The following is a 12798-nucleotide window of genomic DNA, read 5'->3' on the forward strand; positions in this document are numbered from 1 at the left end:
GCCTTGAGGATACTTACTCCTAAAACCCAGGGCGATGCCCCGGGCTGATATATCTTAGGCTTTCAGCCTATTTGTATTTGCCATAAATCACAGGCTGAAAAGCCTACAACACCACAGCTTTACTCGTGCCAAAGGTCCTCCTTTGGCATGCCAATCCGAGGCTCCGCTTCTCTTTATTCATTACACCACTTATCATGAATCAAACTCTACAAACTTTTTACCAGAAGCAGAGCTTCCAGACGAAATGTTCCGAAGATGGGCCTTCGGAACAAGAAAAGAGTGTGTAACGGAGTGTTCCGACAGCTGTCGAGAGAAGAGTTCTTTGGTCAACGAAATCGTGACTCTTGGAGGATCCCGGAAAAAGCACCGGGAACGCTTCAAGGTCACTATTGCCTCTGCTTTACTCGTGCCAAAGGTCCTCCTTTTGCACGTCAATCCGAAAGTGGGCCTTCGGAACAAGTAAAAGTGATAACAAGTAAAGTCATGAAGACTCACTCCCACCTTGAGCAGTTCTTTAACAGCATGGCAAGTGAGCCAAAGTGTCGATCAATCACTCATGAACGAGAGCCACAATCCTTAACGGGGCCCCGCTACCCTCTTTAATTTTCATCGGGAGAGCTATGACATATGCACCGGTTGTTGGCAGTTGATCCAGGTTTGCTACATTCTCAAACCCGGCTATGTTGTGTTCAAATAAAACCTGGTGTGCTTCATACCGTTCAGACTGACCGTAATCTAAACTCGGCGTATCCAGCCCAACCGCTTTTATATCACGATTCTCAACAATCCATTGAGCGGCATCGGGGTGAATACCCGGGAAACTAAGCTCCGCAAGGGCGTCCTCTCCCCTGTTAGCCGTACCGAGATAGGCTTCTGCATCCGGCCAGTAGGCTCCCATTCCGGTTTTAAATAATACAATTGAACCATCAGGAATGGGGCCATACTCCTCTTCCCAACTTGTGATATCGGAAGTCTGAATCTGGTAATCCCGATTATCTGCAACCGGTTCACTTACATCAATCACAACGGCATAACCGGTAAGTTGGTCAATCTCAATTTGTTCAACAGACTCACCTCCCTCATAAAAATGGATGGGCGCATCGAGGTGGGTCCCGCCGTGCTCGGCTGAGGCAAATGCATATGCTTCATAATAGTATCCACCTTCGGCTTCACCTACAAAAACTGTATCGAGTTGAAATGTGTCTGATGTGGGCCAATAGATCGTTTCATCAGAATATTCATATGTCAGGTCAATCCAGGTTCCATCCTCCCAGTCAACCTGTTCAACTCGCGTACACGCTATTGCAAGAATTAGCAAAACAAATATTGATACTATTCTAGTACTCATAATTCTGACCATGCCTTTAGATTTGATATTCATTTCAATGTAGTATCTATCCATCAATCATCCAATATACTCCGTATTTGAACCATTACAGTTCATGTCGAGTTGTAAGCTATATAATGAAAATATCGACATGGAAATCCAGGGCGGTTCGGTCATTTAATACTCTGTTCAATCCAGGTATTAAAGAGAAAATTGAGTTGAGTACTCTCTATATCGCATCCTTAGGGTTTATTGTCCATCTTTGCATTGTATTCCTATATCTCTCCGGGTTGATCACGGTGCATAGCCAGGTTGAAAGCCTCATATCAAGTCCCATTGCCGCCATATACACCCCATTTTCATTTATCCTGATTTATGAAGTTTACCTGCTTATCTATTATCTGCCAAGATCTTTTTCAATTTCTATCGCCAAGCAATACGAAATTATCTCTTTAATCCTGATTCGCCGCATATTTAAAGATATTTCTGTGCTGGATTTTGGAGAAGTAGAACTACTGACCAGTGAAAATTTAAATCTTTTATATGATATAGTCGGATTTTTGATCCTTTTTTTCCTGATCTATCTCTTCCGGTATATTTTGGTAAATCGTAAAAGCCGTGCCGTTACCCGTGACATAAAGGGATTTATTCTTTACAAGAAAGTTCTCTGTGTTATTTTAGCACCCATCCTGATTATCCTTTCTGTGTATAGCTTCACAAATTGGGTGATAGAACTGAACCAGTTAAATCTTGGGGTAATCTCCAGTATTCAAGATTTCAACAGCATTTTCTATAATGAATTTTTTGCAGCACTCATTATTGTAGATGTCCTCATCCTTGTAGCCTCCTTCAGGTACACAGATCGCTACAGTCTCCTGATTCGTAATACAGGCTTCGTAATTACCACCGTCCTGATACGAATTTCATTCTCAGCAGAAGGCATTGCTAATGTTGTATTGCTGGTAACCGGGGTAGCTTTTGGTGTGATCGTTTTATACCTCTTTTCACTTTATGACTCTATTGATCGAGGAGAACATACCAAGGAAAGTTATGCGTATTTATAGTTTATTTCTCTTTTCTATCAAATCCATTCTGTAGGAATCTGCTTCATTGAAACCAGGATCCTCATTCAAAATCTCCTCCAAAATGGACAGTGTCTTCTCCAGGTTGCCGATAACTTCAGTACTTTTGGCCATATACCACTTTGCCCTCCAGGATGGCATCCCAAGTTTTAAAGCTGTTTCAAATTCCCTGATTGCTTTCTCATGTTCACCGGAGGTTTGTAAACATAATCCGGACCATAATCTAAGGTAAGGGTCTTTTGGAAAGAGATTTCTGTATTGATTGATTCCACCCTCTCCACCTACAAGCAACGGCGAAGCATCCGCGATTTTCTTGTCAGCCAGAAGTAATTGATCTCGGTCAGATGATTTGAGACTCGTTTTAAATTCATGGCCTTGCTCACCCAGAAATTCTACAAAAATCTCAGAGGGAGATTTCTCTTTTGTCATGACCCCCGGTTCACCCCATCTACGCTTCCGCTTTTGTTGCTCCATCAACTTTTCATAAATACCCTGCATCTTTTGAACGGCTTTATCACTATCAAATACTCTGCGGGCATATTCAGCGGCATTTCGACCCAATTCTTTTCTGTTCTCCGGGTTGTGATACAGGTATTCAATCGCTTCAGCATACTCTTTTTCATTTTCTACAACCAACCCGGTTTCCCCATGCTGAACAAGATCACTACAACCGCCATACGGAAAAACCACCGGCGGAACTCCTGCAAACATCGCTTCCTGGATGCTTTTTTCCGAGGTTGCGTACGTATCCTCACAAAGTGGATATCCAAAAACATCCAACTTTTCCAAAACAGATCGAATATTTTCTACGTAACCGTGAAATTCGAACTTTTCGGATGAATCAAGGGAATTTGCCTGAGCTTTCAACTTCTCCTCAATACCACCACCGCATACTATAAACTTCACATCCGGGACTGAGACCTTTACACTCATCGGGATATAGTTCGGGTGCATTTTCGTAAAATTTACCGTCCCAATGTAACCCACATTGAAGGTATCATGAGGCTGTTTTTTTATGTTCACCAACCTCCACCAATCCGCCAACCCATACACAAAATCAGCCCAGTCATCAGATAGAATATCCTTGAAAACCGGCAGCTTCAACGAATTCGGACTGGTTCCCAGGGAAAAATCAGAATAGTCTAAAAGTTCCTTTGAAATTACCTGGGGTTTATATTTGCCATACACCATAAACCATATTAAACATCGCATAGAGGGCCATTCCGACCTTATAAATTCAGTCATTGCCGGGTTATTCCAGTAATGTACTTGCACGATATCCGCCTGTTTTATTTTGTCACGAATAATCTGCTTTTCCGGGTTTCTGAGAATATCCAACCCGGCCCGCTTAGCAAAAAGAAGAGAGATTGGATAAGCCTCTTTTTTAAGAGCAATAGCGCTATGCTGCTGAGGCAGCCCGGCATCTGAAGCATACTTGGCCAGGGAGATGAGTGCGCGGGTGGGGCCTGCTCCAGAGATTGAATCGATGATGTGTAAAATGCGAATCATTGGTTTTTGTGAGCGGTATTTTGCTGACGATTTATTGAATTTTTAATCACTCGGAAAATCTCCCTCCGGTTTGTTTCTACTTTTGATGAGAGATTTGAGGTATGAACCCGCTTATGTAATAACGTTTTCTTAAGAAACGCTGACTCTATTTTACTATCAGCCGCACGGGTAAACCAATCCACATCACAGGCAATTGAAAAGGATTTATCAAATCCTCCAATTTCATCAAAAAGAGTTTTCCTCGCTATCAGAGTTCCGGGTGTACGCCCTTTTAACTGCTCTTTGAAATGGCTTTCATCAAATCCATTACGCAATTGAACCCCCTCCTCTACAAATAACTGCACCAGGCCGTAGCAGTACTGTAAATCACTCTCTTCCTGTAACCTTTTAACTTGCATTTCTAACTTGTTGGGCACCCAGATATCATCATGATCTAAAAATGCGATCCACTCTCCACCGGCGTTATTGATTCCCGTATTGCGAGCGGCAGCTAAGCCTTCATTTTCCTGTTTTATGTAAGTAATCTCCTCAAATGATTGAGCAATCTCTGCTGTCCGGTCAGCTGAGTCCCCATCAACAACCAAAATTTCAGACGGCAGATAGGTTTGGTTCAACACACTTTCAATGGCATCAGACAGGTACTTCTCCCCATTCTTTACAACAATTATTACACTAATCTCACTTTTCTGCATAAAGACCAGCCGTTACGCCCTTCCGGATTTTCGTTGAATCGACTGTCTGGCAATCTGCAGTAAACGCTTATTATTTTCTGCTTTATACTTCCAGGAGAGGTTCTCTCCATGAAACCGCCGTCTGACCAATACTTTTTCAAGAATATCCAATTCAATCCCGAACTCTCGAACACGCCACAAGAGATCTGTATCTTCGCCGGAGGGTAAACTTGTATCAAAACCACCCACTCTTTCAAAGACAGATTTCCTGGCCATCATTGTGCTTGGAATAATATAATCTTCATGCCTCGACCAGTTTGAATCATTCTTTAGCCAGTCCGGAAGTTTCGTCCCCTCCTCCAAAAAATTTTCCGCATACGTTCCGGTGACTCCAAAATTTTGTTGTTTCGTCATGAAGATTACCTGCTCCTCTGTTTTTTGGGGCTTCCATAAATCATCGGCATCCAGAAATGCAACATAATCGCCGTTTGAAGCTTCCAAACCAATGTTTCTGGCTGCTGAAACCCCTTTGTTCTTTTGATAGAAATATCGGACTGCTGGATAGCTTTTCGCTATGGTTGCACTATGATCCGTTGAGCCATCGTCTATCACAATGACTTCCATATTGGAATAGGCCTGCGAAAACACACTTTTGAGGGCGGCATCTAAATACTTGCCGGTATTGAAAACCGGGATTATAACAGAAACAAGCGGTTGATCAGACAATGGAGTCATCTATTTTTTGAACAAGTTAGCAAAAAACTGCTAAGCTATGTAATGAATGAGCCGGAAAAAATCCATCCATTTCAACATTATTTTAACTGGTTTTATCTTATGATTTTCTATACTCTCTGGTAGGATCAATCTTAATCTTAGAAAATGTATATCATGACTTATCAAAAATTTTACACTGCACTTATCGGAATCATCCTGACCGCCACTATCATGTTTACCGGCTATACAGGTATTGAATCAAACGAAACACAACCCTCCATTGATAACCACAAAGTGTTTGAACTTCGGACATACACGACCCATGACGGAAAACTGGATGACCTGCATGCGCGGTTTGCCAATCACACGATGGAGCTTTTTGAAAAACACGGAATGGAAAATATTGGGTACTGGACACCCATGGATAAAGAGAATACTCTCACCTACATTATAGCTCATGAAAGCCGGGAAGCTGCCGAAGCGAGCTGGGATGGGTTTAGAAATGACCCTGAATGGCAGGAAGCCTACCAGGCATCCCGTACAGATGGGCCTCTCGTAGAAAGCATTGAGTCTGTGTTCATGACGAGTACAGACTATTCGCCTTTAAAGTAAAATAGACTGTTCGCCATTGATTGCAGTTCTATCTGTCTGCTTAAACCAACTCGATTTTCTAACCGCTGTGGTCGCGGGGTAACGCGGAGGGTTTACGAGAGTCATCAGATGAGTGGTTTGATTTGGATCTATGTACTTGGATTTAAATACTCATCCGATGACTCAAAATTATCAATTTCACACACCCTGCGGTTAACCATCATTCAATCCAATGGTCTTCTTTGGATCTTAAACCAGAAGCTTCGCTTCCACACTAATCGACTTCATCACCCACTAGTTTAAACTCGTTACAAGCTTCGAGTCAATATGGGGGTAAACCGCAGTGGTCGCGGGGTGACGCGGAGGGTTTAAATTAAGTCATCGTGTGAGTGGATTTGATCTGATCGATATTTATGATTATTGACACTCATCCGATGACTCAAAATATCTTTTTTTGCGCTCCCGGTGGTTTAATTTTTGCTCTCTCGGTCGACCGATTCTTTTGGAAATAAAGCCGAAAACTGGAGAACAGTTGCGACAAATAAAATCGTAATAATTAACCAACCGGAAGCGACTGGAAAGACTGAAAAAAGAAAAAAGTAATCCTGGTTTAAAGCCCAGAGAACGGACAGCATGAGGATACCGGAAACAGTAAACTGCATAATTCGAATCCAAAGCCCCACTCTTTGTAAAGGTGTAAATTGGCGCCTCTTCTGAATGATTTGATTTCCCAAACTGCCTGCCCGGAAGAGCGATCCTAAAAGCAGGACCGCAATCAAAATCCATATTCCGATCACAGCGTCCGTGATGCGAGCCATGCCAACGGAGGAATCACCCCGCCACTCACCCCAATCTTTCAAAATATAACCGATGAACGGCCAGCTTCTCTGGCTATTCGTTAAAATTACAATACCGTCCCCTGTATCCGGAATCGATTGAAAGTGAGTCATCCAGCCGTGTCCCTGTCCGCCGCTGAAGACAGAGACTTCCCCGCTAGAAAGAGAATCGATAAAATGACCATAACCATAGGCTTCCGATACAAATGAGTAGATTCCAGCAATCTCAGCAGACGGTTCATATATCTGCCTGGTACTGTTTTGGCTTATGGGCAAGAAGGCTTGAGAGGCGTTAGCAGTCATTCCCGCAATCATGAAATTTGCAATCTCCTCTGAACTCGCGAAAAGTCCGCCCGATCCTTTTTCGGAATACAGGTACACCGGTACGGGATCTCCATTCAGGTCATACCCCAGGGGTACCGGGGGATCGAACGACTCACTCCAGTTGTAGCTCGCGCGGTTCATCTCTATAGGTTCTAAAATTTCGCTTTTCATATATTCCGCAAAATCTCGCCTTGTAATCTCTTCGATCAGAAGCTCAACCAGATGATATCCAACATTGGAGTAAAAGAAACCAGAACCGGGTTCCTGTATCAGTATAGCATTGCTTGATAAACTCTCTCTGAGCGTTGGTTTCTCCTCATCCGGGGAAAACTCAACTCCAATGGGACCTAAAGGCAGGCCGGCTTGATGGCTGAGCAGCAGCCTCAATGTAATTTTTGATTCATCAAAGGGTGACTCCGGGAAACTCCAGCTTTTCAAGTAACGATACACAGGTTCATCCAGGCCAATTCTTCCCTCCTCCACTAACTTCATGGCTCCCCATGCGGTCACAGATTTTGAGATCGATTCCACGCGGCAGACCGTATCGGTGGTTATTCTACGCCCGGTTGTAAGATCCGCATAACCGTAGGCTTCTCCCCACACGCGTTCTCCACCCTGAACGAGAACGACAGATACGCCGGGAATATCATATCGTTTCATTAAACCGGGAATTCGTTCATCCAGGTAGGATGAGAACTGATCCAAAGAAGAGTTTCGAACCGGTTTCTCGGAATTGCAGGCAGTAATAATGAAGAGTACCCATATCAACCCGATACATTGAATCTTTTTAAAATCACTCATTGAAAAATGTAAGAATACCAATCTGTACATAAACTATTCCCTCCCTTTCTATTACAGTTTAGAAAGCCTCACCAAATTGGATATAGAATCCGCTTGAATTCCTCCCGATCCCGTAATCTATGCGAATATTGGTGGGGTTCTTTTTATTCAGGTTGAACCGCAGCCCTGCTCCCAAACTCCATTTTGTTTTTTCAAACGTTATATCCTCAAAACGGTCCCACACCTCACCGCTGCCAGCAAACATCGTGAAGCCAAAACGCCCGATTAGATGCTTTCGCCACTCCGCCTGTACCTGGACGGAGTTCTGATCCCGGTAACGCCCGTTGTAGTAACCGCGATTGACCTGACCTCCTCCAACAGTCGACATATCGAAAAAAGAAGGATCCCCCGACGTAAACCTGAACAGCCCTTGCAACGCCAGTATTGAGTTTTCATCGCCGCCCAGGTCGATATACTTTCGCGTATCGAGTAGCCATAAATTGTAGGGATCTGTACTGCCTAACCAACCGGGATGCATCAAAAAAGAGAACTCAACCAGGTGATTTCGAGTCGGTGTGATATTACTGTTTCTTCTATCGGATCGGGCCATCAAACCGACTCCAACTTTCTCACTGCCATCAGCACCCGGGATTTCTGGAGTAGGAATAATTTCTCCCTGACTATCTTTAAATGAAATATTGTACCGCTTACTCCATTCTACGTACGGCCCCAAAAAAATGGACGGGCGTACCTGGTGCAATACTGTCTGTTCAATATTGAACTCCGTGTATAGCATCTCCACCTCCTGGTTATTTCGTGTAAGCGGACCGATTCCCCAGTAGCTGTCCGGTATATAATTGCCACCATATGTTCCAAAAGCGATCCACTCTTCATTCGGAAATATCAGATCGGCAAGAAGGCCAACAAGAACCTGGTTTTTAGTGGTGTAAATCCCGGAAAAAAGGACACTTGAAGTACGTGTTTCCGCTCCGGATCGGCCGATTTTAAACTGCGGCATTACCACGCCGCCAAACATAAATCCCGTTTCCGGGGTAGATCCTAGCGCCGGCAAAAAAAGCACCTGGGTTTGGTTGTCAATTTCAGTTGAATCAGCAGTCTGTGCATGAGCCGGAATTGTGATTACCCAGAATACTAGCATGATTCCAGCTGTAATTTTGTACAGCATCTCCCTCTCCTGATATCCAAATTCGAAATATTTACATCAGTGTATTGAACTATTTAAGATAGAAATGTAACGACTCAAGAATAGCTTTTGAATAGGGAAAAACCCGATTTTTTGGTTCTATTGGCTTTAAAATCGGTAATTCTAAACAATTAAAAACTCTAAGAGGGCTTTGAAATACTGGGGGTATTTCGACTTCCCCGAGGGTTTGGGGCAGGCTGAGATCGCAGGGATACGCAGAGGACTTTAAAACTCCGCGTCTCCCAGCGCACCCTGCGGTTAACCTTCTCTTTCTCGTTCGGCTAATCCCTTAAGAAAGTATCGCAGAACCTGGTCACCTGCCTCCATGTAGTTGGAATGGTTTTCCTTCTGGAAAAGGGCATTCACCTCAGATTTTGAAATATCAAACCCGGTTGAGCTCAGAATATTCAGGATATCATCGTCCCGCAGTTTAAAAGCCACCCGTAGTTTTTTCATCACCATATTGTTGGTGATTGGGGTTCGGATGGGACGAGGCGGGTGTTTATCGCTCTTACCTCGTTTATAGTAGATCAGTCCATCCAGGAGATAAGCCGTAAGTTCATGGGTTGTATCCACTTTCCGGTCTTCCGGGATGGTATCGTCAAAGATGTATTCGATCTCTTTTCGTTTGGGTTTATAGTTGGTGAGTTTCAGGATGTTGGCAATCTCACCCTCGCCTACGTCTAAAATATATCGGATACTTTGAATAATATCGTCGTTTCTCATGAAGAGATATTAAGCTATTGAATTTGCTGATTTTTGTTGAGATGAAAGGTACGGATATGGCTTTAGAATGTGGAATGATGAATTGACAAAACCACAAACCACAAACCACAAACCACAAACGTTATCAATTTTCAATCAACAGCCAAATCTTAACCTATTCACTCAAAGCCGTAATCGGCGTCAGCTCTACCTTTCGAAATTCTACTTCGGCTCCTTCGGCCTGGAGGGCGATCTGTCCGCTTTCTGCGGTGGAGTTGTACCCAAAATTCACCATATCGCCATTTACCCACACTTTCAGTGAATCCCCAAGCGTTTCAATGGTCATCTGGTTCCACTCTCCAAGTGGATTTTCCGATCCATCCGTCAGATTCAGAATGCGCCGGTTTTCACCTTCGCGAATACCCCACTCCTCTTCCGGTCCGCGACGCTCCACCATGTCCGGCACAGTGATATCCTCCACAATCACCCAGAAATCGCCGGCATTTTCATGCATCATCTGCACTTCAATCGACTGCGGGAACATCTCGTACAATGCCCTTGGGGTAGATGCATGAACCAATACACCGCAATTGCCCGGTTCTCCGGGGAATCGATACTCCACTTCCAGCCGGTAATCCGAATACTCCTCGTCCGTAATCAGGTGACCGCGCGGGTCTCCAAGTGAGACAAGCATTCCATCACGAACAATAAATGCTGTTGAGGTATCTGGATTTTCATCCATTGCAGGAATATCTACATGCCAACCGGTCAGATCTTCGCCATTAAACAGCGAGATCGTTTCCGATTCGGTGGTTTCGCTTTCGGATTGAGATTCTGACTGGCAGGCAAGCAACGATATAAACAGGAGTGGGAGAATGAGTTGAATTTTCATAGCGATTTGTGATTTATTCTAAAGAACTGTTTAACAACAAGATAGAATTTTCCCGCTGAAGAATGAATAGAAAAATAATGAAGAGAGGTTAAAAGTTGTTGCTTTGTCAGATAGGCTTTCCTTTTAAGCAACTCCTATTAATGTAACCAGGTTACCCCCTCTTTACCAAATCGTTTTTATGATGTGTGTGTAATGATGGGTAATAATATGTAAACATAAAGTAATAATAGTCCAATGTTTTTTTCAACGTATGAATTGTTCATTTTTAATATGCGGTATTCGATTTCTGATCTATCTTTTCTTCGCATCAGTCGGTCGCCGATGTGATCTCCAATCGCAGATCATCTTTTCAAAATAATACTCATCCAGTGACCCTTTCCCGGGTTCCCTGAATTTCCTTATTATAGTTTGAAATGATAACCCGATCCACATCTCATGAATGAACGATACAAACTTATCCTGTTTTTTCTTCTGTTCTTTCTAATTCCACAGACCCACCTTATCGCACAAAACCTCTACTACCCGGCGGCCGGAGCCGAGTGGGAGGAGCGCTCACCGGAAGAACTCGGTTTTGATGAGGCTTCTCTCCAGCAGGCGGTGGATTTTGCCCTCGAAAACGAAAACAGTGTAGAGCGAGATTTGCGGATCGCCATTCTGAAAGGATTCAGCCATGAACCATATCACGAGCTTTTGGGGCCTGTTCGTGAACGCGGCGGACCAGCCGGAATCATCATTAAAGACGGCTACATTGCCACAAGCTGGGGCGATATCGATCGAGTGGATATGACCTTCAGCGTCACCAAAAGCTATCTCTCCACCGTAGCGGGACTGGCTTGGGACCGCAATTTGATACGCTCGGTTGACCATAAAATGACAGGCTATGTTTGGGACCGAACCTTCGACGGCGAACACAACTCCAAAATCACCTGGGAGCACCTTCTCAACCAGTCATCTGACTGGCGCGGCTCCCTGTTTGGCCTGGAGGACTGGGGCGACCGCCCCCCGCAAGATGGAGATATCGATGATTGGCGATACCGCGAGCTTCATGAACCCGGCACTCATTTTAAATACAACGACGTACGCGTGAACCTGCTCGCCTACTCCCTTCTGCATGTATGGCGTGAACCGCTGCCTGTAATCTTGCGTGAGAACATTATGGATCCCATCGGCGCATCCAGAACGTGGAGATGGTTCGGATATGATCAATCCTGGACAGAAATCGACGGGCGAAAGATCCAGAGTGTAAGCGGTGGCGGGCATAACGGCGGCGGCATGTTTATCAATACGTTGGACCAGGCGCGGTTCGGGCTGCTCTTTGCCCGGCGCGGTGTGTGGAACGGGAACAAGCTTATCTCCGGCGACTGGATGGACCTGGCTAAAATCCCTTCCGATGCCAATCCGAATTACGGCTACATGTGGTGGCTGGTGGATAATGATTCCGGCTGGCCAGGCACGCCCGATCACCTCTACTACGCCGCAGGATTTGGAGGCAACTATATTGTTGTGGATGAGGAAAACGACCTCGTGATCGTCACACGCTGGCTCGACAGTTCTATGCTGGGCGAGTTTGTTGGAAAAGTATATAATGCGCTGGATTGAGATTCTATTGCCTGTGGCATCGGATGAGTGATCGAGCTATCTATTTCAAGCTATTGCACTCATTCGATGACTGGAATGGATGAATGTAGTAGGTTCAACGTATCTGGTGATGAAGAATTAAATATTTCTAAGGATGGCGTATTCCTACTTTTTTTGTGTTGCAATAAGAATGGCACCATCTTCTATAGCATCTCAATATTTCATGAAGATCTGTGCAAGTAATGTGAGCCGATCTTTTCCTGGAAGATTTTCAAGTCGTTGATTCCTGCATGAGCCCGATTCTCTTTCCAAACCATGGCCACATGAAAGAGGATGATCTCGACGCATTCAGTGATGAACTTCCCGAATGGGTACGAAAAGTGAGGCTGTGAAAAGAATCGAGGGTATTGTGAAGACTTGCGATATGCAATCTCTGACCGGATGAAACTTCGTATCAGTCTGGAGCCGGACAGGTATCTGAGATCGGATATATGTCCGACCATTGTCGTGATCTATAATTTTATCCCCCAAGTCTTATTGGTCCTTGACGTATCTTTTGCAATGGATAACGAAGGATCGTTCATA

The 12798-nt window shown here is 44.3% G+C and carries 11 protein-coding genes; 3 read left to right on the forward strand and 8 right to left on the reverse strand.

The window, feature by feature from the left end:
- Window positions 1-550: 550 nt before the first annotated feature.
- On the reverse strand, window positions 551-1348 hold the full coding sequence (locus L6773_RS19280) for a cyclase family protein (RefSeq protein ID WP_237856209.1): 798 nt from the start codon (window positions 1346-1348) through the stop codon (window positions 551-553).
- A 116-nt stretch (window positions 1349-1464) separates the two neighbouring features.
- Here L6773_RS19280 and L6773_RS19285 point away from each other — a divergent pair, with 116 nt between their 5' ends.
- Entirely contained in the window at window positions 1465-2391 is a 927-nt protein-coding gene (locus L6773_RS19285) for a hypothetical protein (protein ID WP_237856210.1), read from the forward strand.
- Here L6773_RS19285 and L6773_RS19290 read toward each other — a convergent pair.
- Genes L6773_RS19290 through L6773_RS19300 form a run of 3 tightly spaced genes read right to left on the reverse strand, consistent with a single transcriptional unit; the run spans window position 2386 to window position 5324 of the window.
- Window positions 2386-3918: a glycosyltransferase gene (locus tag L6773_RS19290; RefSeq protein WP_237856211.1), complete on the reverse strand. Its 1533-nt coding sequence runs from the start codon at window positions 3916-3918 to the stop codon at window positions 2386-2388. The two genes, L6773_RS19285 and L6773_RS19290, sit on opposite strands and share 6 nt — an antisense overlap.
- Window positions 3915-4610 (reverse strand): glycosyltransferase family A protein, encoded by a 696-nt coding sequence (locus L6773_RS19295; RefSeq protein ID WP_237856213.1) that lies wholly within the window; start codon window positions 4608-4610, stop codon window positions 3915-3917. The genes L6773_RS19290 and L6773_RS19295 overlap by 4 nt, the downstream gene beginning before the upstream one ends.
- A 12-nt stretch (window positions 4611-4622) precedes the next feature.
- Entirely contained in the window at window positions 4623-5324 is a 702-nt protein-coding gene (locus tag L6773_RS19300) for a glycosyltransferase family 2 protein (protein WP_237856214.1), read from the reverse strand.
- A 153-nt stretch (window positions 5325-5477) separates the two neighbouring features.
- Between L6773_RS19300 and L6773_RS19305 the strand changes: the two genes are divergently transcribed.
- On the forward strand, window positions 5478-5915 hold the full coding sequence (locus tag L6773_RS19305; RefSeq protein ID WP_237856215.1) for an NIPSNAP family protein: 438 nt from the start codon (window positions 5478-5480) through the stop codon (window positions 5913-5915).
- 449 nt (window positions 5916-6364) lie between these two features.
- On the opposite strand, the gene L6773_RS19310 is transcribed toward L6773_RS19305, so the two are convergent.
- From L6773_RS19310 to L6773_RS19325, 4 genes are all read right to left on the reverse strand, one after another.
- Complete coding sequence (locus tag L6773_RS19310; protein WP_237856217.1) at window positions 6365-7855, reverse strand: serine hydrolase domain-containing protein; 1491 nt, start codon at window positions 7853-7855, stop codon at window positions 6365-6367.
- Window positions 7856-7913: 58 nt separating this feature from the next.
- Window positions 7914-8993, reverse strand: a complete 1080-nt coding sequence (locus tag L6773_RS19315) for a BamA/TamA family outer membrane protein (RefSeq protein WP_237856219.1) — start codon at window positions 8991-8993, stop codon at window positions 7914-7916.
- 303 nt (window positions 8994-9296) lie between these two features.
- Window positions 9297-9764, reverse strand: a complete 468-nt coding sequence (locus tag L6773_RS19320) for a YehS family protein (RefSeq protein ID WP_237856220.1) — start codon at window positions 9762-9764, stop codon at window positions 9297-9299.
- 154 nt (window positions 9765-9918) lie between these two features.
- A complete protein-coding gene (locus L6773_RS19325; protein WP_237856221.1) occupies window positions 9919-10635 on the reverse strand; it encodes a 3-keto-disaccharide hydrolase in 717 nt (238 codons plus the stop codon).
- A gap of 435 nt (window positions 10636-11070) precedes the next feature.
- Between L6773_RS19325 and L6773_RS19330 the strand changes: the two genes are divergently transcribed.
- Entirely contained in the window at window positions 11071-12234 is a 1164-nt protein-coding gene (locus tag L6773_RS19330) for a serine hydrolase domain-containing protein (protein WP_237856222.1), read from the forward strand.
- Window positions 12235-12798 lie beyond the last annotated feature (564 nt).

It is taken from the genome of Rhodohalobacter sulfatireducens (genome assembly GCF_022012475.1).
Lineage (GTDB): Bacteria > Bacteroidota > Rhodothermia > Balneolales > Balneolaceae > Rhodohalobacter > Rhodohalobacter sulfatireducens.

Coding starts and splice junctions, on each gene's coding strand:
- L6773_RS19300 (WP_237856214.1), bottom strand. CDS start 5,324: ATGACTCCATTGTCTGATCAACCGCTTGTTTCTGTTATAATCCCGGTT.
- L6773_RS19290 (WP_237856211.1), bottom strand. CDS start 3,918: ATGATTCGCATTTTACACATCATCGATTCAATCTCTGGAGCAGGCCCC.
- L6773_RS19285 (WP_237856210.1), top strand. CDS start 1,465: ATGAAAATATCGACATGGAAATCCAGGGCGGTTCGGTCATTTAATACT.
- L6773_RS19315 (WP_237856219.1), bottom strand. CDS start 8,993: ATGCTAGTATTCTGGGTAATCACAATTCCGGCTCATGCACAGACTGCT.
- L6773_RS19330 (WP_237856222.1), top strand. CDS start 11,071: ATGAATGAACGATACAAACTTATCCTGTTTTTTCTTCTGTTCTTTCTA.
- L6773_RS19305 (WP_237856215.1), top strand. CDS start 5,478: ATGACTTATCAAAAATTTTACACTGCACTTATCGGAATCATCCTGACC.
- L6773_RS19280 (WP_237856209.1), bottom strand. CDS start 1,348: ATGAGTACTAGAATAGTATCAATATTTGTTTTGCTAATTCTTGCAATA.
- L6773_RS19310 (WP_237856217.1), bottom strand. CDS start 7,855: ATGAGTGATTTTAAAAAGATTCAATGTATCGGGTTGATATGGGTACTC.
- L6773_RS19295 (WP_237856213.1), bottom strand. CDS start 4,610: ATGCAGAAAAGTGAGATTAGTGTAATAATTGTTGTAAAGAATGGGGAG.
- L6773_RS19325 (WP_237856221.1), bottom strand. CDS start 10,635: ATGAAAATTCAACTCATTCTCCCACTCCTGTTTATATCGTTGCTTGCC.
- L6773_RS19320 (WP_237856220.1), bottom strand. CDS start 9,764: ATGAGAAACGACGATATTATTCAAAGTATCCGATATATTTTAGACGTA.